Genomic DNA, 25,972 nt, shown 5'->3' with positions numbered 1-25,972 from the left:
TCCAAAATGCTTGAAATCAGCCCGATTTGATTTATCAATCGTCGCGAAAGGGGCCGCGAGGCCCTCGGCCCGATTTGGAAAGAGACCGGCAATGGACAGGCTTTTCGCCAACCGCACCGTCAACGCAGCCCAGTCGGGCGAGGGGCCGCCGCTGCTCCTGTTTCACTCCCTGCTGTCGGACCGCGCGAGCTTCGATGCGATCGTGCCGGAGCTGGCCCGGTCGTTCCGGACCATCGTGCCGGAACTGCCGGGCTTTGGCCGATCGGCCGCCGTCGAAGGCGGCCTTGCTGCCATCGCCGACCGTATGGCGGAGGCGGTGCACGATGCGGCTGATGGCATGCCTGCCATCGTGCTTGGCAATGGCTATGGCGGGTTCGTCGCGCTGCAGATGGCGATCCGCCACCCGGCGCTTGCGAGCCGGCTGATCCTCGCCGACACCGGGGCCGCATTCTCCGAGCCGGGCCGCGAGGCGTTTCGCACCATGGTAAGAGTTTCCCGCGAGAAGGGGCTTGCCGCGATCACCGACGTTGCGATGCGCCGGCTGTTCGCACCGGACTTCCAGGCGCAGCATCCGGCGCTGATGCAGGATCGCCGCGAAGCCTTCCTGCGCACCGATCCCGACGTGTTCTGTGCGGCCTGCGGTGCGCTGGCGGGCCTCGATCTTCGCACCGAGCTCGCTGGCTTGACCGTCCCGACACTTGTGGTGGTCGGCGAATACGACGAGGCGACGCCGCCGCCGATGTCATACGAATTGGCAGCCGGACTGCCGCGAGCCGAGCTCAGGGTCATTCCGGGATGTGCGCACGTCCCGCAGCTGCAATCGCCAAAACTGTTCCTCGATACGATCGGCGATTTCCTGTCGATCAAGCATGCCGCGCCCACTGCGTGACGGCGCCGCCGCTCGCGCCCGCGCCGCGGCCTGCCGACAATTTGGGCAGAACGCCCAGCTAATCCGTTTCACCTCGACGGTATCTCTGCCTAGTCTGGCGGACACGGAGGCGAAACCAGATGCGCGCGATCCTTGATCACTGCAGCGGAGCGACGCAGCGGAGCTTGCCGGCCGGCACCGATTTCATCGAGGAGGGCGGCAAGACCGGTCACCTGTTCGTGCTGCTCGAGGGCAAGGTCGAGGTCGTCAAGGGCGACAGTCTGGTCGCCGTGATCGACGAGCCCGGCGCGGTGTTCGGCGAGATGAGTGTTCTGCTCGACCGGCCGCACAGCGCGAAGGTGCGCACGGCGTCGGATTGCGTGCTGTATGAATTCGACGACGCGGCGTCGTTCCTGCGCGAGCAGCCTGCGGTCGCACTGCTGATCGCGCAGCTCCTGGCGCAACGGCTGCACGTCGCCACGACCTATCTGGCCGACCTGATGCACCAATATGCCGACCACGGCACCCATCTGGCGATGGTCGGCGAGGTGCTGCAGAGCATGATCAACCTGCCGCCGATGCAGGTCGCGCCAGGCTCGGATCGGCAATCCGATCCAAGGATGTGAGCCAGTCCGGCGCCTCGCGTAGCGGCGTTGCCGGCCGATGCAAGGGGACGTTGAGATCGACGATCTGGGCGTCGCCGGCGGCGAGCCAGAACGCCTTGTCCTGGGTGAGATCGAGCACGATGCAGACCGGCGGCCGGCCCGGCTGCAGGCCGGTATTGAACACCCAGGTCGCGCCGATGCGGTCGAACCACGAGCCGCTCGGAATGAACGGCGATTGATGCACATGGCCCGAGATCACCATCGCCGGGTGGTGGCGTTCGATCCAGCGCAGCAGCTCGACGTCGCCGAAGAAGCGCTTGCCGCCCCAGCTGACCGGGGAATCCGCCGGCGGGGCGTGATGCACCCAGACCCAGCGGCGGTGCGGGATGGCGGCTGCCTCGCGCAACTGGTCGTCGATCCGCGCCTTGACCATCGGGCCATCCCACCACGGGCACACCGTGAACAGCGTATCGCCGATGGTCAGATTGTCGCCGTCGCAGGCCACGCCGGATTCCCTGATGCCGGCGACCCATCGCGCGATCTTCTCGCCCTCCGCGTTGCGCTCGTCGAGGTCATGATTGCCCGAGCAGAAGATCACGCGCGTGAGGCCGGCAAGGCGCGACAGGTATTTCGTGACGACCACGATCTGGGCGCGGAAATCGACCGCCGAGCCGAGGTTGAGCGCATCGCCTGCGAAGATCACCAGATCGAATTGCGGCGCGGCCGCCAGCAGCCAGTCGAACTGCGGCAACGAGTAATGCAAGTCGGCGACGACGAGGCAGCGCATCCGGCAAATCCAAATGCTTGGGACAACGGGGGTGGATTGGTAAGGCAATGAATTTCAAACAATCTGAATTGCAGCAAGATTTATGCCGTGCCGCGCGGGTTAAGCGCGACAGATCTTCGCAGTGTCCTTGCAAATGATCCGTCCTGCTCGCGCGGCAGGCTCAAATTCAAGTGTGACTTGAATCCCGCCGAGGTCTGCTGCCCAAACCAGGTGAGGTGAGCACCCCTGTCAGGCTCCCTCTCCCCTTGTGGGAGAGGGTGGGGAGAGGGGTGGCCCCGGGCGAGATGCTTGACGGAAGCGTCGCGCGCGCAAATCTGCTCGTGTCGTTGAATTGCCAACCGAGAGAGCACGCCGTGTGGCACCCCTCTCCCTAACCCTCTCCCACAAGGGGAGAGGGAATCCTTCCGCTGGTGCGTCCCTCACATGAGTGGCGAGAGAGCACGCGCGCTGCATGCGCGCGGCCCGCGCCCCTCACGCCCTTGCTGCGGCGTGGGAGAACACGATTTCGATCAGCGTGCCGGTGCGGCCGCCGGTCTTGATCTGGAATTTGGCGCGGTTGGCTTCGACCAGCGCCTTGGTCAGCGACAGGCTGACGCCGCCGGAGCCGGCCTGATCCGACGGCGTCGGTGCGCGGAACGGTTCGAGCGCGGCGGCGACCTCGTTGTCGTTGAGGCTCTGTCCGGTGTCGCGCACGCGCAGCATCACCTCGCCGAAATCCGACAGTGCGGTCGAGACGATCACCTGGCCGCCGGCATTGGCGAGATGGATCGAGTTGCCGATCAGGTTCAGCGTGATCTGGCGCAGCGCGCGGGCGTCGGCGACCACGGGCGGCAGCGTGTGCGCCAGCGACGTGCGGATGATGATGCGCTCGCGGTTGGCCTGCGGCTGCATCACCGCGACGCAGCTCTCCACCATCTCGTTGAGGTTCTGGTTGGTGAAGGCGAGGTCGAGCTTGCCGGTCTCGATCCGCGACAGGTCGAGCAGGTCGTTGACGATCGCGATCACCCGCTCGCCGGAGGCGCGGATGTCCTTCATGTATTCGACATAGCGCTCGTTGCCGAGCGCGCCGAAGCGTTCGCCGATCATCACCTCGGAAAAGCCGATGATGGCGTTGAGCGGGGTGCGGAGCTCATGGCTGATCCGCGCCAGCATGTCGGTCTTGGCGTTGCCCGCGCGCTCGGCGAGCCGCCGCGCCTCGCGCAGTTCGACCTCGCTTCGCTTCGCCTGCGACAGATCGCGGAACACGGCGAAGAAGTTCGGCCCGTCGGCGCGGGTGCGGCCCATCGTCACCGACAGCGGGATGATGCCGCCCTGGCGGACGCGGCCGAGCGTCTCGCGGCCGTGGTCGAGCAGGCTGGCGACGCCGGCGGATTTCACGCTGGCGAGATAGTCGAGGATGCCGCGCTGGCTCTCCGGCGCGAACAGGTCGGCGAGGTTGTGCGTGACGAACTCGTCGCCGTCATAGCCGAACAGCGCTTCCGAGCTGCGGTTGCAGGAATGGATGTTGCCCTCGGCATCGAACATGATGATGCCCTCGGCCGCGGTGTCGAGGATTGCGCCGAGCTCCTCGGCATCGGCGTGGCCGGCCTGTGGCTCAGGTGGTGCAAACACCGGCTCCGCGATCGCGGCCGCAGGCTCGGGATCGGACAGCGCGGCGGCGACCGCGGCATCTTCCTCGAGCGTGCGCGAGAAGATCAGCGCCAGCGCGGAATCATCGTCCCAGGTGATGGTGTGCAGCCGCGCTTCCGCAGACACTGCGTCTGCGTGGTTGTCGTCGTTCTGGTTAGCGGAGATCGTGACCGGTGTGCCGGTGCCGGAGGTGCTGCTCGCCTGCGAGACGCCCGGCTCGACATAGAGCGCGTCGAGCCCGCCGGCGGCTTCCAGCGCGTGCAGGCTGTCATAGCCCATGCGCGTGAGGAAGGCGTGGTTGGCATAGAGCAGGCGGTCGAGCCGGTAGATCAGGATGCCGACCGGCAGCAGATCGAGCAGCGCGCGGTCGCGCCGGGAGTCGGCGCGTGGTGCCGGCTCGGCCGCGGCGAGCCAGCTGGCCTTTTGCGGGTCGGCCAGCGGCGCTTGCTGCGCGACCGTCTCTTGCTGCGGCGTCGCCTCCTGCAGCGGCTCGGTCGGGCCGGGCTCCTCGGCAACCGGCTCCGCGGCGGCACTCTGGTTCGTCGACGCGGTGAGGCCGGCCTCGCTCTCGAGCCGCGCCGACAATTGGCGGGCGAGTTCGTTAAAGGCGTTGTTCTCGACCGGCGTCAGCGACGGCGGCCTTGTGTCGCCGGCGGGGCGGAACTGCACCACGTTCAGTGGCGGGTCGTGACGCACTTCGTGCGTTTCCTCGTTCGTTTCCACGGCGTGATCCGGATCGGCTTGGTGTGAAGTCTTTGTTGCTGTCGGCTCGGTCAATTCCTCGGGTGGTGCTATCGCGGTCGTATCGGGCGGCGGCTCCGCGTGCGGCGGAGGAATGTCATGCGGCGGGGCAGCGGGCCCGGGCGCATCGGCGCGCGGCACGGGCGCGACATCAGCCGACAAGGATTGCGGCGCGATCGCGCCGCTGAAGAACTCATAGCGGCGCATTGCTGCGAGTCGCGCAAGCCCGTCGAGGTCGCGACACACACCAAAGCCGCGATAGCCGGCGAAATTCCGGTTGCGATCGAACACCGGCAGGCCGGACAGTTCGACCGGCAGCCGGCCGCCGCCGTCGACCGGCCAGTGCAGCGTGATGCCGCTCCAGGTGTCGTGGCTGGCGAACGCCTGCATGACGCGGCCCTCGGGATCGAGGCCAAAGCTCGCGGCGATGTCGCTCCACAGCCGGCCGAAGCCGGCGGCAGTGTGCAGGCCGATCAGGCGGGTGAACTCGTCGGAGCCAAGCGAGAAGCGCCCCTCATGGTCCATTTGCCACATGAAGCGCAGCGGATGCCGCCGCACCGGCAACGGCTCGTCGAGCCAGGATGGCTTCACCGCCGCCTGCGTCGCGGGCTCCGGCTCGGCGTCGGATGGCGGAAGGGGCGCATCCGCGACCGCATAGGGCGAGGGCGCGTGATCGGCCGGCGGGGATGATATCGCGGCGGCCGGCGCGGTTGCCGTCTCCTCGAGATCGCGCGGGGGCTCAGGCGCAGGTGCTTCGACCTGCGCTGTGGCGGGCATCTCGATCAGCGCTTCCGACAGCGGCTCCTCGACGGCGGGAGTGTCGTCGGGCGCGGTATCGAGAGCCACGGTCTCGATGGGCGCAGGTTCTACCGGCGTCTGTTCGGCTGGCGCGGGAGTTGGAGTAACTTCCGCGGGCTGTTCGACCTGCGCTGCGGCGGGCGCTTCGATGAGCGCGTCCGACAGCGGCTCCTCGACCGCAGGAGTTGCGTCAGGCGTGGTGTCGAAAGCCACGGTCTCGACGGGCGCTGGGTCTAGGTGTGCCTCCGCTGCTGGCGCGGGAGACGTCGCAATATCCGCGGGCTGTTCGGCCTGCGCCTCAGCGGGCATCTCGATGAGCGCTTCCGACAGCGGCTCCTCGACGGCGGGACTTTCATCAGGCGTGGTGTCGAAGGCCGCGGTCTCGACGGGCGCTGTCGCTGCGTGCGCCGGTTCTGCTGTCGCGGGAGAGGGCGCAGCATCCGCTGGCTCGGTTTCAGCCACGCTGATGATCGGCTCGGCTGTGGCTGCTTCTCCGGGCTGCTGATCCAGCGCATCGAACAGCGTGATGGTGGCCGGCGCTTCGCTGGCCGGCGCGGGGGCTTCGTCCTGCGCAACGGGTTGTTCGACAATGGCCGGCGCTGGCGGCGGCTCCACTGCCGCTGCCTCTTGCGGCGTCGCCGCCGCGGGCGCTGGCGCTTCCGGTGCTGCTGTCACCGGCGCAACCGGCTCAGGCACGATCGGCGCCGCCGGTTTTGCGGCAAGATGCGGCGCCGGCTTGATCAGCGCGACCAGTGCGCGATCGGCGCCGCGGCCGATCCGGTGCAGCACGACGCGGCCGATAGCTGTGCTGGCCGAAGCGCGGCCCTGCGCCAGCGCCTCGTCGCGCGCGGCATCGAGGCCGGCCTCGGTGAGATCGTGCAGGCTGGGCAGCGGTCGCGCCGCCTCATTGGCTGCGATCAACAATCCGTCGCCGTTGAAGGCGGCCGCCGGCCGGTCGAGCCCCTGCACCAGCCGCAGCAATCGCTCGGCGAGTGGCATGCCGCGGCCGCCGGCATTGAGCGCCGACACCAGGATGCCGTGGCTGCCGTCTGATAGCTCGAGCCGAGCGCAGCCGCAGGTCGCGAGCATTCCGGGCGCAGCGCCAAACCCGGGCAGCCGCTCCAGCCTGATGGCGCCGGTCGCGGCGAGGCTGCGGCCGAGGCGGGCGACCTGGCGGCGATGCGGATCGGCCGGGCCGAAGGCGCGCTTCGCCAATTCGGCGCCATTGGCGGCACCGAATACCTGCGCCCCGACCGGATTGGCCCACAGGATCCGTGCGCCGTCAGCCGACCACAGCCATGCCGGCTGGGCGCTCGTCGCATGATCCATCAGCCTCACATCGCCGAGTGCCTGGATCTGGAATTCCGCGTCGCTGATCACGCCAGATTTGACCGCATGGGTTGGGCTTTCTTCCTTAGCTTTGCCGAAGGGGCCGGCAGCCGCAGGACGACAGCCTTAACAGAAGGTTAGTATCGCAACTGGGGGGCGGCAGGTCCATGTCCGGAGCCAGCCTGCGTCAGCCAAAGCCGGGATAACGTTAACTTGGCTGAACGATCCACAGCCGTTTGGCGTTGTCGGGCAGAGGCTGCTGCGCGGCGGGTGATTGCGGAACCAGGGCGGCTCCGCGTCACACCTGCGATTGCAGTCCACGATATAACCTGCCGCAGGCCATCGGAGCCAACCGGCGGGCCGATCACCAAGCGAGGGAGAACGACCATGAGCGACAACGCGCGTGACCATTTCGAGATTCCCAAATTCGAAATCCCCACGGACATGCGATCGATGGCCGAGGCGAGCTTTGATCAGGCGCGCAAGGCGTTCGAGCAGTTCGTGACCAACGCCAGGGACACCGCCGGCAAGATCGAGGAGCGCAATGCGGAGATGCGGGCCGGCGCCAAGGACCTTTCCACGAGGGCGCTGTCCTATGCGGAAAGGAACGTGCAGTCGTCGCTGGACTACGCCCAGTCGCTGCTCAAGGCCAAGGACCTCAACGAGGTGATGCGGCTGCACAGCGACTATGTGCAGGGCCAGATGCGTTCGCTTGCCGAGCAGGCCAGCGAGATGGGCCAGGCCGTCAGCCGCGCCGCGATGGATGCGGTCAAGCCCAAGAACTGACGGAGAACTGACGGCGGCTGGACCGCGGCCGACCTTGGTGCACCCAGCCTCGGTCGGCCGCGGTACCCCTATATTCCGCCACACAAAAAATTATGGCGTCGCACACGATCTTACGTTGCGTTGCACAAAATTGACATGATATGGGTGTTTATTAGGCGGGCCCAACACAAAGGGCACTCCCGTGAATCGAAGGCAGCGTGATCCATTTCAGCGCTCCGGCCACTTTGGCTCCGGGGCGTCCGCAATGGTCACATCTCTCACCCGTTGCGAAGGATTACACGTATGACCAACCCGTCCGATCCGTTTTCCGCCTCGATCATCCCGTTCGAGGTCCCCGAGCAGATGCGTGCGTTCGCTGAAAAGGGCGTGCTGCAGGCCCGCGACAGCTACGCCAAGTTCAAGGACGCCGCCGAGACCCACAACTCAACCGTCGAGGCCGTGTTCACGTCGGTGAGCAAGGGCACCAGCGAGTATTCGGCCAAGCTGATCGAGTTCTTCAAGGCCAACACCACCTCGTCGCTCGACTTCGCCCAGGAACTGTTCAGCGTGAAGTCGCCGACCGAAGCGGTCGAGCTGTGGACGTCGCAAGCCCGCAAGCAGTTCGAGACCTACACCGCGCAGGCCAAGGAACTGGCCGAGCTCGGCCAGAAGGTCGCCGCTGAGGCCGCCGAGCCGATCAAGGCCAACGCCTCGAAGTTCTACAAGCCGGCCGCCTGATCTTAACCCGCAAGAGACCAGCGAAAGGCCCGGGCCGAGGCGGTCCGGGCCTTTCTGCTTGAAAATCGGTTATCCAACGGCGCGAAATGCGGGCCGAAAGCCCGCGTTAAAGCCTTGCCAAAGCGCGGCGTTGCACCTAGTTTCCGCCCGAAATCGCCGCCCCCTTTCGGGTCGGGGCGTTGCGTCAGGATGCAGTTGTAGCTCAGTTGGTTAGAGCGCCTGTCTGTGGAACAGGAGGTCGGTGGTTCGAGCCCACCCAACTGTACCATTGCAATTGAGTTACCCGCATCTCCAGCAGCTTACTGATAAGCCGGACGGGTTTTGCGCGGCTTGTTCCCGTTGGCAAAATCTGATTGCCTGAAGGCCATGGGCATCGGTCGCAAACTGGAAGGTGATTTTCCACCAGGTGTCAGCGACGTCGCCGCACTCATTCGCGCCTTCGATTGGCCCGCCACAAGCTTGGGGCCAATCATGGAGTGGCCTGCGCACCTCAAGAGTGCAGTCAGCCTTATGCTGCCGGCCAAAGCACAGATCGTGCTGTTCTGGGGGCCGGAGTTCGTGGCGCTATACAATGACGCCTATGCGCCGACGATAGGTCAGAAGCATCCAAAGGCTCTTGGACGACCAGCTCGCGAGAATTGGACCGAGCTGTGGGACGACTTAGAGCCCCTGCTCCGACGCGTCCTCGATACTGGCGAAACAGTCTTCGCCAAGGACCGCCCCTTCTACATCGAGCGCCATGGCTACCCAGAGACTGTTTACTTCGACATTTCCTATTCTCCGGTACAGGACGAATTTGGTGAAATTGGCGGTGTTCTTTGCATCGTTAGCGAGACGACCGAGCGTGTAGTTGCGCAAGAGCGCCAACGGTTGCTCGCACGGGAGGCGAACCACCGCGTCAAGAACATGTTTGCCGTCTTCCACGGCATCATCAATCTGAGTGCTCGGTCAGCCCGAACGCCGCAGGAAATGGCTCAATCGCTACGGGGCCGTCTGAACGCTCTCATGCAGGCCAAGGATCTCATCCGTCCTGGGATCATGGGTACGGAGGCGCATAGCGAGCGAACAACGGTGGGAGACGTCGTGCGAACGGTGTTGCGGCCTTACGAGGATGACGCGTCTCGCGAACGCATCATGGTGAGAGGACCTCATGTGCCCGTGGGTGCGATGGCCGTGACAAGTCTCGCTCTCGCCCTGCATGAAACAACGACGAATGCGGCCAAATACGGTGCGCTATCGGAGCCGACTGGTTCGGTCAGCATCACATGGGAGACGCATGGCGGGGATCTCCATCTTGAATGGGTGGAAACAGGCGGGCCCGTGATTGTCGCCCCACCGTCAGCCAAAGGCTTTGGTAGCGTGCTTGCAGAGCGCAGCATTGCTGATCAGCTCGGCGGCAAGGTTGAGCATGATTGGCTGCCGAGCGGGCTCAGGTTGAGGGTTTCGGTTCCTTTGGATCGTCTTGCAGTCTGAGGCCCTGCCTCAAAGTGGTAGCCCGCAAACGACGGGACTAGTTGAACGCAAACCAGGCCTTGGCAACGAAGGCCGCGCCGCACCAGTTCGAGACCAGGCCGCCCGGGTTGGTGGCGAGATCGACGCGGCCGCCCGGCCGTGCGTTTGGATCGCCCGTGAAGACGAAGCAATTTTCCTTCGACAAATTGGTGTCGTAGTAGCGCAGGTCGAGGTTGAAGGCCTTATGGGTGAAGGTCACACCCGCCTGCCAATTGAGATAGGCAGGTAGCGGGAAGCCGCCGAGCTGCGAGCTCTGGTTGCCGAACCAGGAGTAGCCGGCAGCGGCCGTGAATGATACGGCCAGGTCGTTCGGCAGCAAGCGGCCCGGCACGTCGAAGCCAGCCCCGGCCGCCACATATTGACTCCAGGCGCCGGTGTTCGAGACGTTCGGCGAGTAAGCGTAGCCGGCGGCGACGCGGACCTGTTCGCCGATCTTTCGATCGCCGCGGATAACCGCCTCCCAATAATTGATGCCGTTGGTCTCGCCGGGAAGCCGTTCACCGGGGTAGGCGAAGTAGGTCACGCCAAGATCAAGATCAATCGTAGCGATCGTCGGGCGGATACCGCCGGCGAAAGTGAGTTCGGCCGCCGGTTGGGTCGGCAGCTTGACGGTGGCGACCGTGGTGCCGGCGTAGAGCGAGCCAAATCTTGCTTCGAAGGCGGCGCCGACCGCAGGCCCATGATCCGACAGCGTGGTCCCGCGATAGATATAGTCGGACGCAGCCCCGGCGCGGGCGCTGAATTCGAACTCGTTCGAAGACGTTGCCTGGTTGGCGCCGGCTGCCGACCAGCCGCGATTGCCAAGGCCGATCGCCCCGCCCGGACTGGGGGCGGCGGTCTGCGCAAGACCGGCGGCCATAGGTGACAGCCAGAACCCGATCAAGGCGGCGATCGAGGCACCGCTTGCACGCTGAACAGATGCAATGCCCCGCTGCCGCACTGTCGATCACCCTCCAAGAGCCACCGCGACACCTACCAGCGCACTGCCAACCGCCACCATCGCAAGACCCGCCGCCCAAGGCCGCAGCCCGCTACGAACTCCGAACACGTAACCACAGCCGAAAAGCATCACAATGGCAATGGCGTAGGAGACGCGCAGCGCCAATCTGGCGTCGCTAAGTAACAGGAACGGGATCACGACAGGGAAGGTCGAAAGGAAGCTTAGCAGGCAAATCCCCAGCGCTCCGGTCCAGTCGCGTGTCGTCAGCCCTCGACCGCCCGACGGTTCCGGCGATTGCTGCAGTTTCTGCCGCATCAAATCGATCTGGTCCGGCGGCAACAGCGCCACCAATTCCGGCGACAGCGCGTTGGCGATGACGCGCCGCGCTGTTTCGGGATTCGGTGCCTGCCGTATCGCGCGGAGCGTCAAGAGCTTGTCTCCCCGATCGTTGATGCGAGCCAGCAGATAAAGGCCGCCGTCGACAATACCCCAGGCCAGATTGCAGCCGAGCGCACCGATCAGCAGTGTTTGAACGTTGACGCTGGCCCCCGTCGCGACACCGAGCGAGCAGATGAAGGTGAGCGCCATGATCAGGCCGAACAGGGTTTCCGAGATCCGCTCCATCGGATCAAGGATGTTACCGGCAGGCGTATCTGAAATCTGCGACATCCCAGCCCCGAAATTCGCTCGATAGGCGACTATGCGAGCGAATGCGTCGGTCTGATGTGTTGATCTATCTCAACATTCTGACGCCGGATCAGAATGCTGATCAGAAAATCTTGCCTCTCTCGCTACTCACCAGGAGGCCCGAAAAGGTCTTCAGGCTGCAGCGGAATTCGCCGCGAATTCGAGCGCGATCGTGGTGGTGGTCGGGCCGGTTCGCACGTCGCAATCCCGCCCCGGCACCCTCAACTGAACTTGAACATCCCCGCGCTCAGCTGTCCCGGCGCTTCACCGATCAGCCACACCGCGCTGCCCGCAGCGTCGGTGATGATGGTGGTGTTGATGTTGGCGGCGTAGAACTCGGCGGCCTGGACGTCCGCGAACGAATGCAGTGACGTGCCTGCGAAATTGACGAAGTCGTTGACCCCGCCGGCGTTGAAGTCCTCGACGACCATCACTTCGGTATCGGACGCCTTGTCGTTGAGGTTGAAGATATCGCTGCCGCCGCCACCCCAGGCGTAGTCGACGCCGCCGCCGCCTGTGATGTTGTCTGCGCCCGAGCCCATCAGGAAGACGTCGACGCCGGTGCCGCCGGTGACGGTGTCCCCGCCGTTCGAGCCGTAGACATAGTTCTGGCCGGAGCCGCCATAGATCAAATTGCCGTCGGTCTCGCCCGACGAGATGAAGATGTTCAGGCCCGAGCCGCCATACATCGTGTCGACGCCGGTGCCGCCATAGAAGTAGTTGGTGCCGGCGCCGCCGAACAGATAGTCGGCGCCGTCGCCGCCATACATCACGTTGACGTCGCTGGCCGACGTGCCTCCCGCGCCGACCAGCGTGTCGTTGCCGCTGCCGCCGAACAAATAGTTGAACCCGGTGCCGCCGTAGATCGCGTCATCGCCGTCTTCGCCGAGCAACACGTCGTTGCCGTTGCCGCCGCTCAGGACGTCAGCGTCGGCGCCCGCATAGACGTAGTCGTTGCCGTCGCCGCCATCGACGGTATCGAAGCCGGCACCCGCAACGATGATGTCATTGCCCGCGCCGCTCGAGATCAGGTCGTTCAACGTAGTCCCGTACAGCGAATCCGCGCCGGCTGTGCCGTTCATGGTGTCGTCGGCATAGCCGCGCACGCTGTATCCAAGGTCCTTCAGCACCCCGAGATCCAGCGGTGAGATGGCGTATTGGTAGTCGTCGAAGAAGACGATGCCATTCATCAGATCCAGCGTGAGCGGATCGGTGACTGTCGATGGCGAGGCGGTGAAGTCGGATTGCTGATTGCCGAAGTGATAGTAATTCTGCGTGGTGCTGTCCGTCGTCAGCGGCACCGGGCCGCCATACGCGGCCTCCGCATGCGAACCGGTGAAATAGGCCAACGATCCGGACTTCTGGATAAAGGTGTCGAAGGTCGATTCATAGGCGCCGGGGAGCTGGCCGCTCTGGCTGTACCAGCCCGTCATTCCGAACCCGTGCATCATCTCGTGCAGGAATACGTCGATGGGGTTGAGTTTGTTGTCCGGGACCGAGCTGCTCCAACTCAGACCGTAGGTCAGATCCAGATATTGCAGATAAGCGGTATCGACATTGATGGTGATGTCGCTCGTCGTGCCGCTGATGTGTTGTCCCGTCGTCAGCTCGTACTGACTCGAAGGTTCATAGACGGCCAGGCCATTGCTTGTTCCGACGTAGTAAGTCGACGTCGGCCCGCCATCTGCCCGCCCCACGGCGGTGGTCGTGATATTGAGATCGACCACCAGATTCCCGATGCCGCCGACGTACTGTTGCCAGACGCTTAACGCCTGTTGCAGGTCGTAAACCAGGGCCGAATCCGTTGCCGCTCCAGCGCCACCGGGGTCGTTGAGCTGAACAGTATAAGTCCACGCCATCTCATAGTCCCTTTAATCTAATCGCCCGTCTAATCTAGTCGCCTGTCGCAAGATGCACTTGAATAATCTGGCCTTATCGGCGCTTGGTACCATTTTTAGTTGGTTGGAGGCGAAAAAATTCTCTCAACGCGGGAGACTTTCGGGGTGCCCAGAACGGACAACCGCCTTGAACAGGGGTGACTTTAGTTCACGATCGAGACGTTCGAGGCCGGGACGATGCTGACCGTGGCGCCGTTCATCCAGACCACAGTGCAGCCATCGGAATGCGTCACGGAATTGCACCACGTCGCGGGGGTGAATCCCGGTGCTGGATCACCCGGACGTCCGGCGCATCGTTGGAGGCGTGATGTGAGGCCATCCGCAATGCTCAGCAACGAACAGCAACATTTGCTCGCAGCCCGGCGCAGAGCAAGCTTGGCTGGTGCGGATGCCTCGTCCTGGCCGAAGCGCTCAGCTGAACTGGAACATGCTTGCGTCGAGCTGTCCCGGTGCGACACCGGTGAGCCAGACCGCATTGCCGGTAGCGTCGGTGATGATGGTGGTGTTGGTACCCGCCACGTAGAATGACGCCGCCTGGACATCCGCGAACGAATGCAGCGACGTGCCGGCGAACTTGATGAGGTCGTTGACGCCGCCGGCGTTGAAGTCCTGGATCACCATCACCTCGGAGGTCGAGTCGTTGAGGGTGAAGGTATCGCTGCCGAGGCCGCCCCAGGCGTAGTCAACGCCGCCGCCGCCGGTGATGCTGTCCGCGCCTGAGCCCATCAGGAAAACGTCGACATTGGTGCCGCCCGTGACGGTGTCGCCGCCGTTCGAGCCATAGACATAGTTCTGGCCCGAGCCGCCATAGATCACATTGCCGTCGGTCTCGCCTGACGAGATGAAGATGTTGAGGCCGGAACCGCCATACATCGTGTCGACGCCGGCGCCGCCATAGAAGTAGTTGGTGCCGGCGCCGCCGTAGAGCAGATCGGCACCATCGTCGCCGTACATCACGTTGACGTCGGCGGGACCGGCGCCTCCCGAGCCGACCAGAATATCGTTGCCGTTGCCGCCAAACAGGTAGTTGAAGCCGGTGCCGCCGTAGAGAACGTCGTTGCCGTCTTCGCCGAGCAGCACATCGAGACCGGCATCGCCGAACAAGATGTCGTTTCCTGCACCTGCATAAAAATAATCGTTGCCGTCGCCGCCATAGCCGATGTCGTCACCGCCCTGGCCAACAAGAATATCGTTGCCGGTGTAACCATACAGCGTGTCCGCGCCGGCATGGCCGTAAATCGAGTCATTCGAAATGCTGCCGACCGCGGTCGGTTGCGCGGCTGTCGCGAAAAACGTCGTCGTGTTGCGATCGTCGTAGATCGATTCCTGCAACGTATCGGCAAAGCCGGGCTGGCGCTGGTCCCAGATGATCTGTTCGCGTCCGTCGCCATACATGCCAATCGCGGCAGCGCCGATCGCGGACGTGTTGGTCGACGTGGTCGTCACCGTGCTGGCATCTGCAAGCGTTCCGGTGCTCGCAATGTGGTAGCGGCTGACCGCGGTCAAACCAAGGAACGCATCATTGTCGCTATAGGTCACGGTCACGCCGCCGTCGGTCGCCGCGGCTGCGTCGATCGAGGTGATGAAATAGCCGGTGCCGACGCCGTCGATCTGGAGGGCCGGTGCGACCGCCGTTCCTGTCGCGTCAAAAATCTGGACGTCGATCACGGGATTGAGGGCAATGATGATCGAATTGGTGTAGTCGCGAACCAGCGCGAAGCCGCCGCCGGAGAGCGCGACGACCTTGTTATAACCTACCGAAGCGCTGGGCCCGGGCGCAGTCGACAGCGTGATCTCCGTCCCGACAGGGACGCCTGCCGAGGTGTAGATCTGTGCTTCGACATTGGCGCCGCTGATCCAGCTGACCAGGATGTTGCCATTGGTGAGCGTCGTCGCCGATGGGTTGGTCTGACTCCCGGCGGTCGTCGTATTGACGGTGAATTGGGTGCCGACCTTGTTTCCGGCGGCATCGAACAGCTGCGCGCTGATGCCCGAGCCGGCGCCGTCGCCGCCGACGCCGCCCGGCCCAGGGGAAACAGCGTCTTGCCAGACGGCAAGGAATCCGCCGCCTGCCACGGCCGTGATCGTTGCGTTGGTTTCGTTGCCCGCGGTGGTATTGAGTTTGATTTCCGCTCCTACGGTACCGTCGGGCGCGACAATCCTCGCGAACACATCGGTCCGCAGCGTGCCCGCGTTGTAGGATCCGAACGTGTAGGAAACGGCGACCGATCCATTGGAAAGCGCGGTCACGTCGGGCGTCGAAACGACCGAGCCGATCAGGGTCGGGCTGACAGCACTGCTGGCGATCGTGATCGGGGACCCGCTGGTATTGCCAAGCGGATCGACGCGTTGAAGCACGACGGATTGGTAGCTGAGGTCCGGGAAGTTGGCATAGCCACCTTGCAGGTAGACCATCGCCATCTGGTCGTTGCCGATGGCGGCCAGCGCGGTTGAACCCAGGCCATTGGTACCGTTGTCGACGCCGTTGGCTGGAGGGTTGGGCTGCACGCTCGCGATGAGCACCGGGGGCCGCCAAACGCTACCCATGGTTCGTTCCTCCAGCTAGGCACGGTCGATGCGATCAAAACGGGCCGCAATTTCTTGCCGTGCAGTGAGACCCACCGGCCTTCAAATTCACCAGCGGGATGATTTCGAACATGCTTGAACACCGTTTGCAACGGGACGCGCAATATCCAGGGGTAGCTTTGGTCCCTATGAGCGACCATGGGTCGCACCAACTTTCGAATGACGATTGCTCTCGGCGATGACGAAATTGCTGATGGTGGAGGTGAGGCATCCTCGTGCGGTGCAGCAACTGTTCCGGCGTATCATCTCGCCCGCTTGCGATTCACGGTGCGTTCACCCACTATCGGTGAAACGACGCTTTAAACGACGCCTTTATGACACCTTTGGGGGACGCGCATGGGGACCGCCGGTGCAAGGAGTTTTTCGTTTGCGTTGATGCTCGGGCTTGCAGCGCTGCTGCTGCCGGACCGGGGCGAGGCTTACACACCCGACCAGCAGCAGGCCTGTACGCCTGACGCGTTTCGGCTTTGTGGGCCGGAGATTCCCGACGTCGATCGCATCACCGCCTGCATGATCAGGAACAAGGCGCAGCTTTCGCCGGCCTGCCGCGTATTCTTCCGGGCCGGTCCCGAGCCACGTGACGCGCGCGAGCGCGTGGAGCGACGGCCTGCTGCCGCCAAGCACAAGGCCACGAAATCGCGCAAGGCGAAGAAGCCGGCCAACTGATCCGGTTCCCATCCTGCGCGGTAGACCCAGTAGCGGCCATTTCAAGGCCGCGATGCGCGACAGACTGACGCCTTGTGACGCTGTCACGCAGCATCATCTGTGGGGCTGTGTTCATTGCAGACTCCGTTTCCGCGATGGGCGAAACGGGTGGAGTGGGACGCGTGAGCGAATACTACAAGCAAGAGATCGATCGGCACTTCGCCTGGTTCGAGGCCAAGCTTCCGCGTGGCCCCTCGCGCTTCGTCGCGTGGCTGCGCAAGCCGTCGTCGCGCTATGTGCGGATTCCGTTGGCGTTCCTTTTGATCATCGGCGGCATCTTCAGCTTCCTGCCGGTGCTCGGACTCTGGATGCTGCCACTCGGACTCCTTTTGTTCGCACAGGACGTGCCGTTCCTGCAGAAACCCACAGCGCAATTGCTCGGCTGGATCGAGCGCAAATGGACCGAGCGCGAGCGGGCCAAAGCTGCCGAAAAACGCTAGCGATGAGTCAAATCAAGCGCTTAGCGCTTCCATTTGCAGTTGTGTCATAGATGAAGTGTGACTCAAAAAGCAGAACGCACCGGTAATCTTGGCCACTTTGCGGATTGCAAGAAGTTTCTTCTTTCGCGAATCAGCGCGCTGATTCATTTTCGCCTCCTGGGGTCAATCTGGAGGCCAAGGTATGAACGTGATTGTTTTCGCTTCGCGTAAGGGGGGCTCGGGAAAAAGTACCCTGGCTGCTCACCTCGCCGCGCAAGTGCACAAGGCAACGAAGCCATGTCTGCTGATCGACGCCGATCCGCAGGGCTCGCTGACTCTCTGGCACAAGCTGCGCGGCACCAACGAGCCCGCGATCAAGACGGCGGTGAATTCGGTCGCCGGGATCATCGCTCAAGCCAAGCGTGACGGCATCGAGTGGGTTTTCATCGACACGCCGCCGAATCTCTCGGCCGTGGTCGACGATTCCATCAAGAACGCCACGATGGTGATCATTCCGGCGCGGCCCGGCGTGTTCGACGTCAACGCGGTGCAGGAAACGATCCAGACCTGCCGCTCGATGCGCAAGCCCTACGCCGTCGTGATCAACGGCGCGCCCGCGCAGCGTGACAACGCCGAAAGCCGGATCGTCGCGATCGCGCGCGAGGCGCTGGCGAAATTCCGCGCTCCGGTGTGGAGCGGCCAGATCACCAACCGCGCCGACCTTCTGATGGCGCTCGGCCAGGGTGAAGGCGCCCGCGAATATTATGCGGAAGGCCGCGCCGCCGCCGAGGTCACTCGGCTGTGGGCCGCGATCGAACGCTCGATCAAGGCGATCCGCGGCACGGCGTCTTCCTCCGGCGCGATGCACAAGCAGGCGGCGTAACAACGCCGCTTCGGTTCGAACTGGAAGAACGCGCGGCTCTCGCGCGTTTTTTGCGCGATCATGCTTGAGCAGCGAGATGTCATTCCGGGGCGATGCGTGAGCATCGAACCCGGAATCTCGAGATTCCCCGATGCGCAATTGCGCATCTGAGGTTCATGCTTCGCATGCCCCGGAATGACAGGGCGCTACGCCACCATCAGCAGATAGAACACGATCACCGGCGCCAGGGTCAGGATCACCGACCAGATGCCGACCGCCCATAAAATGTCCTCGGTCGTAAAGCCCGGCTCGGCAGCCGGCCTCACGGCAAAACCATTCCTCGAATTCACGACGCCCCCGCGTTGGTCTTAAGCGCAATGCAGAGGCTGATACGCGAGCGGCTTTAAAATCCCGGTCGGAAATTCGCGGGCATTTGCGCGCTTGTGCTACTTCGGATTAACCACGGCTCGCCAGGCAGGCCGCGTCGGGCCGGAGGCGTTGCGCCTCAGTGCATCGCTCCGTCCCGGTCGCGGATCGCGCCGAGATGCTCGTTGATCCGGAATACGATCAGGATGAACTCGGCGGCGATGCGCGAGAACACGATACCGACGAACATGCTGGCGATCGACGCGAGCAGCTGGATGAAGCCGACGAACGGGCTGATCGCCATCGCGGTGAGGCTCCACAGGATGCCGGAGATCCCGAACAGCACGATGACCGCGATCACGAGCCAGTAGAACGTCTTGATGATCGTGGGCGTGATGAAGCGGTCCCACTGAAACAGATCCTGGAAATCGAACATCGTGGTTCTCCCGGCCGCCGAAATATGATTCGCATCGCATCCTACTGCGTCATCCCCGGCGTTAGCACTTCATCCCCGCCGCCCGCGGGGAGGCGCCCATCAGGACGAGGCGTTTGGCCGGGCCAACGGTTCGGGACGGCGCCACAGCGCCGGCCGCACCATCGGGATCGATATCGCAGAAGCCCAGTCTGTCCCGCCAAAGGCGAGCCCCGGACCGGGCGCCGGCAGTCCAGGGGCGAGCTATGCGAGTGGGCCGGTTGTGATTGCCGCAAATAACGGCCACAATCGGGCTTCCTTCCGGCTTATCCTTACCCCATGACCACGCTCACCTTCGAAGACTTCAAGCCCGGCCATTTCGGCACGTTCGGCCCCCGCCACGTGTCGCGCGAGGAAATCCTGAGCTTCGCCGCCGAATTCGACCCGCAGCCGATGCATCTCGACGAGGAGGCGGCGAAGAAATCCATGCTCCGCGGCCTGTCGGGCTCAGGCTGGCATCTCGGCTCGCTGATGATGCGGATGCTGTTCGACGGCTTCATCGGCCGCACCGCCTCGCTCGGCTCGCCCGGGGTCAACGAGATGCGCTGGGTGGCGCCGTTGCGTCCGGGCGACGATTTGACGCTGAACGTCGACGTGGTCGAGGCGCGGGTCTCGAAGAGCCGGCCCGAGACCGGCATCGTCACCTTCAAGGGCACGATCCGCAACGCGCGCGGCGAGATGCTGTGCGAGATGGAGTCGCCGATCATCATCAGCCGCCGTGACGCTGCGAGCGCATAGGAGAGGTCATGCGCTTTTTTGAAGACATCGAGATCGGCGCGCGGCGCGAGTTCGGCTCATTCACCTTCACGCCTGAGGACATCAAGCGCTTTGCCGCGCAGTTCGATCCGCAGCGCTTCCATCTCGACGAGGAGGCGGGGCGCAACTCGCTGTTCGGCGGGCTTGCCGCGTCGGGCTGGCATGTCGCCAGCGTCTGCATGAAGCTGCTGGTCGCCGACGGCAAGCAACTCGCCGGCGAAGCCGCGGCGCGCGGCGAAACGGTCGCGGTCTGGGGGCCCTCGCCGGGCTTCCGCGAGCTGCGCTGGATCCGCCCGGTGCTGGCAGGCGACACCATAAGCTTCACCAACCAGATCGAGACCAAGCGCACCTCGGAGAAGCGGCCCGAATGGGGCATCCTCCAGGCGCGCAACACCGGCGTCAATCAGCGCAACGAAGTGGTGTTCTCGTTCCTGGCGACCGCCTTCGTGCCGCGGCGCAATCCCGGTTCCTGATGTTGCCCGCACGCCTCTGATGTTGCATGGACGCCATGGTTAGCAGATTACTTCTGCTGGCCGACGCAGTTGTGCATTGCGTGGAACTCATTTTTTGCTAACGCATTCTGAACCTTTGTCCCTGCCTTATGGTTTGAGGGCACGAACTCCTGACGAAGACTTTGGGGATGACAATGGCGGATCGCAGCGCGCTGAAACTCGTCGGCATTATCTTCGCGACGGTCACGCTTGTGGTGATGCTGGCGACCGGATTGGTCGTGAAGGGCTTTGCCGACGGCAATTATTCCTTCGAAACCACCGCGAGCATCGATCGCTGATTCAGCGTCCATAAGCATCGGCGCTCGAGGAGCGCCGGCCGCGTTTATTTTTTCAATGTGATCTATCGGTAGGCCGCGTCACACTTCCCCGGATCAAGCTCAGCTTCTCGTCGAGCGCATTCCAGTCACGCGAAGCGCTTTTAGCGATTCCAGATCAGCACCATCACGACGGTCGCGGCTGCCAACAGTCCGATAAACCGGATCATGATCGTGCCGATGCCTTGCCGCGGCTGGCGCAGCGGAATCGGATCGGCGTTATCCGGCCGGACGCTCTGCATGAATTTGTCTCCAAAGGGGCGCCCCACCAGGCGCGGTCCGGACGTCTGCTCCGGATTGGACGCGGGCTCGGCATCTAAAGTTCAAATCAAGTTCTGCAAGAATTGACGTCGCGGAATTTACACCGCGCTGAATAACGAATCGTTCTGCGTTGGTATCAGGGCATGCAATACGAAGCCGCCGCCTCCGGTTCGGGGGCGGCGGCTTCTGTTGGCTTGGAGGTCGGTCCGGATCAGCTGTTGCGCAGGCCGTCGGCGGCGCGCTTCCACTGCGAGACGTTGTCGGCGATCATGCGCGTCGACTTCATCGCGGCCTGGCTGAGCTGGGCATAGCCGGAGATCTCGCGCTGGACGCGCTGGCCCTCGGCGTGCAGCAAATCGCGCAGGCTCTCGAGCTCGCCGATCAGCTTCTCGATCTCGGCGAGCGAGGTGCCGGCGACGCGCTGGATCAGCGAGTTGACGTTGTTGACGGTCGCATCGGTGTTCGGATCGGTCGGCGCGGTCTCCGGGCTCGCCACCGGGCGGCGCAGATAGGCGATGTCGTTGCGGACGAAGTCGCGGATGCCGGCTTCGACTTCCGAGACCGCAGCGAGGTTGGTGTCGACCTCGGAAGTCTCCGTTTCGGCTTCCTCGGTACGGTTGGTGGCGTTCATCGGCTTTCCCCTGGTTCGCAATAGCGAAGCGCGGCTTGTCCCCCGCACGACGAATTGATGAAGTTACGGACCTATCAGTGCCGCCGAATTTGACCGCATCTGGGCCAAGTTGGGGCAATGCCTGATCATTAGCGCGACAGGGCTAACAGATCGTTCACCACGTTCGCTTGTAGCCGGCGCTGATGCTCTTGCTGGTCGTGCCCTGGGAGGTCTCGCCGACCGAGCCGGAGACGGTGACGCCGTCGAACAGCTTCTGCTCGGCGCCGACCCGGCGCAGCCATTTGTCGTCGGAGGTCGACTGCGTCTGGCCTGCGGTGATGCTGGTGCCGGAGTCGTTCACCGAGAAGGTTGCCGACTGACCGGTGTCGTAGCTGCGCGACGGGTGGCTGGCGATGCCGGGCACCGGGACCACGCCCTGCTGGATGACGTCGTAGCCGTTCTGCAGCGTCAGCGAATACTGCTCCGACAGCGGCACCGACTTGCTCAGGGAGGTGCCGATCTTGCTCTGGTCGGCGCCCGGATCGACCCGTGCCTCGACCGAGGTCTTGTCCCAGATCGAGGCCACGCCGCCCGCCGAGATCGACGCCCAGGCCGAGCCGCCGGATTGCGGCAGGCTGCCGCCGTTGGCGAGCCGTTCCGACAATTGCTCCGATGTCGTCAAGGTGCCCTGTTTGGCGACCGTCATGTCGGCGCCGATGCGGGTGTCGAGGAACGGCGAGACCGACTGCTTGACCGACACCGCCGAGGAGCCGTTGCCGTTGCGGTTGGTGGACCAGGCCGGATCGTTGGCGGCGACGCTGCCGCGCTTGGCCGCGTTCTTCGGCGCCAGCGTGGGCAGGCTGGTGGAGTCGGTGTCGAGCTGGCTCCAGTCGAGCTTGCTCTCGTCGATGTCCTTCAGGATATCGGCGTCATTGGCATCGGCCGCTGGCGGCGCCTCGTCGGCCGCAGCCCCGGCGTCGGCCGCAGCGTTATCCTGAACGTTATCCTGGACCGGGGGAGTGATCTGCAAGGGCGGGCTCTGCGCGGCGGCCGCAAGCGCCATCGCCATGCTGAAGCCGGCCGCCGCTACCGGCAGCCGCGCCCAGCCAAATCGTGATGTAGAGGTCATTCCCAGCCCGCAATTCCAGAGCCGCAGTATGCGGCTTTCGTGGTGCGAAATTGTGGCAACGGGCCGCTGGAGGCAAGTGAGAGCGACGTGATCGCAGGTGACTGTCAATGTGACCGCCAATGTGACCGTCATGTCCGGGACGAGCGTGCGCGCGCCCACAAGGCGTCCCCGTGCGGCCGGTTCGGGGCTGGCGAAACCGGCCGCGTCCCGCCCGGAGAGCCGAACGCGAAGACGCGCTTCGCGCTTTTGGCCCGGACATGACGAAGGCGTGAAACAGTTGGCGGCGTTAGACCGCGATCCGGGGCAGGTGGATCGGGTAGCCGACGGTCTGCTCGACCAGGTCGAAACTGTCGACCAGCACGCGGAAGCTCGTGAGCTTGCCGGCCTTGAACTGCGCAAAATGCGCGATCCGGAGCGAGATCGGCTTGTTGGAGTCCAGGGCCGTCAGCGAATAGCGCAGCATCGAGGCCGCCGTGTCCGCTCCCAGCATGATGGACTCCCGGTCGAAGCGGTGAACCCTGAGGTTCTCACCGATCTGCTTGATCACCTCGAGCACCGCGGCCTTGCCGCGGCGCGAGCCGAAGAAGGAAAACAGGTCGATAGGCCCGTAGATGGCCCATTCGACCTCGTCATCGAGCAGCGGCTCGACGTCTGCAAGCTGGCGTTCGTTGATCGCGCGATGCAACGCGCGCGAAAAACGCCAGAGGCTGTGCTCTGTCATTTTGGTCTGGTCCTGGAAACTGGAGTTTCAAAGCAAACGAATGGCAGGAGGTCAGCGCCGACGCCCGCCAGGTTGCTGCACATCGCTATTGCCGCCTGAAATAGTCCGGAAGGGCGAAAACGCAAATGACATTTTTGCAATGCACAATTGCGCAGAATTTTACCGGAATGTGACCCCCGCCCGCTGGCGCATCAGGCGGGCCAGTGAGGGACGCACCGGCGGCAGGGTTCCCTCCCCCCTTGCGGGGGAGGGTTAGGGAGAGGGGTGGCCACTCGGCAATCTCTCTCAAATTGCATCTCAACGATGCGAGGCTGGAATTGCGCGAGGCTGGAATTGCAACATCGACGCTGACGTCGACCGTCTCGCCCGGGACTCACCCCTCTCCCCAACCCTCCCCCGCAAAGGGGGAGGGAGCCTGACGTGCGTGCTCACCTTACGTAACGAGTAACATTCGCTTTCGCAATTCAGCGGTCGCGCTGCCGCACCGGCTGCCGCTCGATCACGATCTCGGCGTCGCGGATCGCGACCACCGCGAACAGCAGCGCGCCGCCGACGCCGCCGATCGCGGCGCCGAGCGGCATGAAGGTGAAGAACACCAGCGTTCCGCTGTCGATGCCAGAGGTTCTGGCCAGTCCGATCCAGCTGAGCCCGGCGCCGATGCCGAGAGCGGCGCCGCCAAGGGCGCCCAGTGCAAGACCAAGCACAGCGAGCAATGCGATTTTCATGGTGATTTCAGCCCCGACCGCAACAAGCCCAGTGATAGGTCTTTGCCGGGCCTTCGAGGTTCAACGCCGGCGTGCAAAATTGCGTGCCTGACGGCGCCGGGATCTTCTCTGGCTTTCGGGACTACTCCGCGTTCTGGCCGAGCAGCGCCGCGGCGAGATCGCGCTCCAGCACCTGCTGGATCAGGTCGTAGGTGTCGATGATCTCGCGGATCTCGATGATCTTGCCGTCACGCAGCGTGTAGAACACCGCGACGTCGAACTGCACGACGCGCCGGTTGTGGCGCTTGCGAAAGAACACGCGCAGCTGCGCCGCCACCCGGTCGCCCTGGGCCACCACGATCGGCGCCTCGTAGCGCATCTCGGAATAGCGCTCGTGGATCGTGGTCCACATCTGGCGCAACGCGGGCTTGCCGCGGTGCTGGCCCATATGCGGCAGGATGTCGATCGGCGCATTGGCGAGAAAGGCGACGTCGTCGCTGCAATGGTCGAGCGCGCCCTCGATGCCGCCGGCATAATAGACGTCGAGGAAGTTCAGGATGCGCTGCCGGTTCAAATCCTCGCCCATGATCGACCCCGCCGGTTCCATCCGACTCGCCCTCGGCTCACATTGTGAACCGACGCGTTCCACAATCAACCACATGTTTGACGCGCGAAACGCGATTAGGTTCGGCAACTTGCGCGTGCATTGTGCCCCATCGTGCAAACGGCATTGGGGCGCCGCCCCGCGGTTTATTCCGCGCCCGCGCGGCCAAATCTTCGCGCCCGCGGCCTTGCCGCGGCAAGGCCGGCCCGTATGCTTTGCGGCGCAAGGCGGCCGGACAGAGCCGCCACAATGGGGAGAGACCAATGAAGCGCATCACCCAATTCGCGGCCGTCCTGGCGTTGCTCGCAGGCCCTGCGATCAACCAGGCCCTCGCCCACACGCCGCAGCAGCCTCCGCACCAGCTCTACAATGAAGGCGACCTCAAGCTCGAGAGCGGCGAGGCGATCAAGGATTTTTCGATCTCCTACGTCACCCACGGCACGCTGAACGCCGAGAAGTCCAACGCCATCCTGATGGTGACCGCGATCTCGGGCAATCATCACCGGCTCGATTTCATGATCGGCCCGGGCAAGGCGCTCGACACCGACAAATATTTCATCGTCTGCACCGATGCAATCGGCAACGGGCTGACCAGTTCGCCGAGCAATTCGAAGGCGCAGCCGCGGATGCAGTTTCCGAAATTCGCGATCCGCGACATGGTGGAATCGCAGTACCGGCTGATGAAGGAGAAGCTCGGCATCGACCATGTCATAGCCGTGGTGGGCCCCTCGATGGGCGGCATGCAGGCGCTGCAATGGGGCGTCAGCCATCCCGATTTCATGGACGCGCTGGTGGCGATGGTGCCGCTGTCGAAGACGCCGGCCTGGTCGGTCGCGGTGATGGAGGCCTCGCGCAAGGCGATCATGAACGATCCGGCGTGGCAGGACGGCAATTACGCGGCGCCGCCGGAGAAGGGGCTGAGACTGTTCCGCGACATCGTCGCGCTGCTCACGGCGCGCACGCCCGACATGTATGTGGCGCAATTCAAGTCGGGGCCGGACGTGCTGCCCTGGATGGAGCAGCAGGAGAGCGCGCTGTGGAAGCTGTTCGACGCCAATGACTGGATCTACCAGAGCTGGGCCTATGACCGGCACGATGTCGGCACCACGGCAGGCTTTAACGGCGACACCGCCAAGGCGCTGGCCTCGATCAAGGCGAAGACGCTGATCCTCACCGGCACCAAGGACCTGCTCAATCCCGAGTTCGAGCCGAACGAGATGGGCAAGAACATCCCCGGCGTGACGATCAAGACGATCAGCCCGGGCACCGTGACCGGCCACGCCTCGGCCGGCGGCTTCTTCCCGGCGGATGTCGAGTTTCTCAACCGCGAAGCCGGCGCGTTCCTCGACGGCGTCACCGATGGCGGCAAGAAGCTGAACTGATGAAGCTGAACTGATGAAGCTGAACTGATCGCGTCTCGAAGACGTGAAGCGCGCGGCGGCAGGTGGCCTCGAGTTAATCCCCACGCCCGTGCGGTCGCTTCACCTCGCCCCGCGTGCGGGGAGAGGTCGGAACGCATCGTCAGATGCGTTCCGGGTGAGGGGGAGTCTCCGCGAATCCAGCCGTTGTCGTTTATGCGGAGACAGCCCCTCACCCCAACCCTCTCCCCGTAAGAACGGGGAAAGGGACACGGCGCCGCCGCCTTTCGAACCTA

The 25,972-nt window shown here is 64.0% G+C and carries 26 protein-coding genes and 1 tRNA gene; 13 read left to right on the top strand and 14 right to left on the bottom strand.

The features are described 5' to 3' along the window. The first annotated feature begins 91 nt into the window (after window positions 1–91). Window positions 92–889 (top strand): alpha/beta fold hydrolase, encoded by a 798-nt coding sequence (locus tag HAP48_RS09155; protein ID WP_166214037.1) that lies wholly within the window; start codon window positions 92–94, stop codon window positions 887–889. A 119-nt stretch (window positions 890–1,008) separates the two neighbouring features. Next, a complete protein-coding gene (locus tag HAP48_RS09150; protein WP_166214038.1) occupies window positions 1,009–1,494 on the top strand; it encodes a Crp/Fnr family transcriptional regulator in 486 nt (161 codons plus the stop codon). Here the strand turns inward: HAP48_RS09150 and HAP48_RS09145 are convergent. Together HAP48_RS09145 and HAP48_RS09140 are read right to left on the bottom strand one after the other, a co-directional pair. Continuing rightward, complete coding sequence (locus HAP48_RS09145; protein ID WP_166214039.1) at window positions 1,433–2,260, bottom strand: metallophosphoesterase family protein; 828 nt, start codon at window positions 2,258–2,260, stop codon at window positions 1,433–1,435. The two genes, HAP48_RS09150 and HAP48_RS09145, sit on opposite strands and share 62 nt — an antisense overlap. 471 nt (window positions 2,261–2,731) lie before the next feature. Further along, window positions 2,732–6,805, bottom strand: a complete 4,074-nt coding sequence (locus HAP48_RS09140) for a histidine kinase dimerization/phospho-acceptor domain-containing protein (protein WP_166216680.1) — start codon at window positions 6,803–6,805, stop codon at window positions 2,732–2,734. Window positions 6,806–7,144: 339 nt separating this feature from the next. Here HAP48_RS09140 and HAP48_RS09135 point away from each other — a divergent pair, with 339 nt between their 5' ends. The 4 genes from HAP48_RS09135 to HAP48_RS09120 all read left to right on the top strand — a co-directional run bounded on the left by HAP48_RS09135 (window position 7,145) and on the right by HAP48_RS09120 (window position 9,733). Beyond that, window positions 7,145–7,543, top strand: coding sequence for a phasin family protein (locus HAP48_RS09135; RefSeq protein ID WP_166214040.1), 399 nt, complete (start codon window positions 7,145–7,147; stop codon window positions 7,541–7,543). Window positions 7,544–7,825: 282 nt separating this feature from the next. After that, window positions 7,826–8,260 carry a phasin gene (locus HAP48_RS09130; RefSeq protein ID WP_166214041.1) on the top strand — a complete coding sequence of 145 codons (435 nt, stop codon included), beginning with the start codon at window positions 7,826–7,828 and terminating at the stop codon, window positions 8,258–8,260. 191 nt (window positions 8,261–8,451) lie between these two features. Then, window positions 8,452–8,528: transfer RNA gene (locus tag HAP48_RS09125), tRNA-His, on the top strand. A gap of 53 nt (window positions 8,529–8,581) precedes the next feature. Next, window positions 8,582–9,733, top strand: a complete 1,152-nt coding sequence (locus HAP48_RS09120; protein ID WP_166214042.1) for an HWE histidine kinase domain-containing protein — start codon at window positions 8,582–8,584, stop codon at window positions 9,731–9,733. A 37-nt stretch (window positions 9,734–9,770) separates the two neighbouring features. Here the strand turns inward: HAP48_RS09120 and HAP48_RS09115 are convergent, their stop codons facing one another. The 4 genes from HAP48_RS09115 to HAP48_RS09100 all read right to left on the bottom strand — a co-directional run bounded on the left by HAP48_RS09115 (window position 9,771) and on the right by HAP48_RS09100 (window position 15,844). Further along, window positions 9,771–10,631, bottom strand: coding sequence for a TorF family putative porin (locus HAP48_RS09115; RefSeq protein ID WP_166214043.1), 861 nt, complete (start codon window positions 10,629–10,631; stop codon window positions 9,771–9,773). Between the two features lie 87 nt (window positions 10,632–10,718). Further along, complete coding sequence (locus HAP48_RS09110) at window positions 10,719–11,381, bottom strand: VIT1/CCC1 transporter family protein (protein WP_166214044.1); 663 nt, start codon at window positions 11,379–11,381, stop codon at window positions 10,719–10,721. 239 nt (window positions 11,382–11,620) lie between these two features. Beyond that, window positions 11,621–13,258, bottom strand: a complete 1,638-nt coding sequence (locus tag HAP48_RS09105) for a calcium-binding protein (protein WP_166214045.1) — start codon at window positions 13,256–13,258, stop codon at window positions 11,621–11,623. A gap of 450 nt (window positions 13,259–13,708) precedes the next feature. After that, on the bottom strand, window positions 13,709–15,844 hold the full coding sequence (locus HAP48_RS09100) for a calcium-binding protein (RefSeq protein ID WP_166214046.1): 2,136 nt from the start codon (window positions 15,842–15,844) through the stop codon (window positions 13,709–13,711). Window positions 15,845–16,219: 375 nt separating this feature from the next. On the opposite strand from HAP48_RS09100, the gene HAP48_RS09095 reads away from it, so the two are divergent. From HAP48_RS09095 to HAP48_RS09085, 3 genes are all read left to right on the top strand, one after another. Then, window positions 16,220–16,549: a hypothetical protein gene (locus HAP48_RS09095; protein WP_224496981.1), complete on the top strand. Its 330-nt coding sequence runs from the start codon at window positions 16,220–16,222 to the stop codon at window positions 16,547–16,549. Window positions 16,550–16,683: 134 nt separating this feature from the next. Further along, a complete protein-coding gene (locus tag HAP48_RS09090; RefSeq protein WP_166214047.1) occupies window positions 16,684–17,028 on the top strand; it encodes a hypothetical protein in 345 nt (114 codons plus the stop codon). 181 nt (window positions 17,029–17,209) lie between these two features. Continuing rightward, a complete protein-coding gene (locus HAP48_RS09085; protein ID WP_166214048.1) occupies window positions 17,210–17,890 on the top strand; it encodes a ParA family protein in 681 nt (226 codons plus the stop codon). A gap of 185 nt (window positions 17,891–18,075) precedes the next feature. Here the strand turns inward: HAP48_RS09085 and HAP48_RS09080 are convergent, their stop codons facing one another. Further along, window positions 18,076–18,219, bottom strand: a complete 144-nt coding sequence (locus HAP48_RS09080) for a hypothetical protein (protein ID WP_165127734.1) — start codon at window positions 18,217–18,219, stop codon at window positions 18,076–18,078. Between the two features lie 155 nt (window positions 18,220–18,374). Further along, entirely contained in the window at window positions 18,375–18,671 is a 297-nt protein-coding gene (locus tag HAP48_RS09075; protein ID WP_029083497.1) for a DUF4282 domain-containing protein, read from the bottom strand. A gap of 315 nt (window positions 18,672–18,986) precedes the next feature. Between HAP48_RS09075 and HAP48_RS09070 the strand changes: the two genes are divergently transcribed. From HAP48_RS09070 to HAP48_RS09060, 3 genes are all read left to right on the top strand, one after another. Next, window positions 18,987–19,445, top strand: a complete 459-nt coding sequence (locus tag HAP48_RS09070; RefSeq protein WP_166214049.1) for a MaoC family dehydratase — start codon at window positions 18,987–18,989, stop codon at window positions 19,443–19,445. Window positions 19,446–19,453: 8 nt separating this feature from the next. Beyond that, on the top strand, window positions 19,454–19,936 hold the full coding sequence (locus HAP48_RS09065) for a MaoC family dehydratase (RefSeq protein ID WP_166214050.1): 483 nt from the start codon (window positions 19,454–19,456) through the stop codon (window positions 19,934–19,936). 173 nt (window positions 19,937–20,109) lie between these two features. Continuing rightward, a complete protein-coding gene (locus tag HAP48_RS09060) occupies window positions 20,110–20,253 on the top strand; it encodes a hypothetical protein (RefSeq protein WP_024584466.1) in 144 nt (47 codons plus the stop codon). Between the two features lie 140 nt (window positions 20,254–20,393). On the opposite strand, the gene HAP48_RS09055 is transcribed toward HAP48_RS09060, so the two are convergent. From HAP48_RS09055 to HAP48_RS09030, 6 genes are all read right to left on the bottom strand, one after another. Next, complete coding sequence (locus HAP48_RS09055; RefSeq protein WP_165127736.1) at window positions 20,394–20,531, bottom strand: hypothetical protein; 138 nt, start codon at window positions 20,529–20,531, stop codon at window positions 20,394–20,396. Between the two features lie 230 nt (window positions 20,532–20,761). Continuing rightward, window positions 20,762–21,181 carry a hypothetical protein gene (locus HAP48_RS09050; RefSeq protein WP_029083494.1) on the bottom strand — a complete coding sequence of 140 codons (420 nt, stop codon included), beginning with the start codon at window positions 21,179–21,181 and terminating at the stop codon, window positions 20,762–20,764. A 154-nt stretch (window positions 21,182–21,335) separates the two neighbouring features. Then, window positions 21,336–22,289, bottom strand: a complete 954-nt coding sequence (locus tag HAP48_RS09045) for a hypothetical protein (RefSeq protein ID WP_166214051.1) — start codon at window positions 22,287–22,289, stop codon at window positions 21,336–21,338. Window positions 22,290–22,575: 286 nt separating this feature from the next. Continuing rightward, the gene (locus HAP48_RS09040; protein WP_029083492.1) at window positions 22,576–23,010 is read right to left on the bottom strand and encodes a nuclear transport factor 2 family protein; all 435 of its coding nucleotides are present in this window, start codon (window positions 23,008–23,010) and stop codon (window positions 22,576–22,578) included. Between the two features lie 464 nt (window positions 23,011–23,474). Next, on the bottom strand, window positions 23,475–23,735 hold the full coding sequence (locus HAP48_RS09035) for a hypothetical protein (protein WP_029083491.1): 261 nt from the start codon (window positions 23,733–23,735) through the stop codon (window positions 23,475–23,477). Between the two features lie 121 nt (window positions 23,736–23,856). After that, the gene (locus HAP48_RS09030) at window positions 23,857–24,300 is read right to left on the bottom strand and encodes a nuclear transport factor 2 family protein (protein WP_166216686.1); all 444 of its coding nucleotides are present in this window, start codon (window positions 24,298–24,300) and stop codon (window positions 23,857–23,859) included. A gap of 281 nt (window positions 24,301–24,581) precedes the next feature. Here HAP48_RS09030 and HAP48_RS09025 point away from each other — a divergent pair, with 281 nt between their 5' ends. Beyond that, entirely contained in the window at window positions 24,582–25,700 is a 1,119-nt protein-coding gene (locus HAP48_RS09025) for an alpha/beta fold hydrolase (RefSeq protein WP_166214052.1), read from the top strand. Window positions 25,701–25,972 lie beyond the last annotated feature (272 nt).

Source organism: Bradyrhizobium septentrionale (assembly GCF_011516645.4).
Classification (GTDB): domain Bacteria; phylum Pseudomonadota; class Alphaproteobacteria; order Rhizobiales; family Xanthobacteraceae; genus Bradyrhizobium; species Bradyrhizobium septentrionale.
This window is presented reverse-complemented; position numbering and strand designations above follow the sequence as displayed.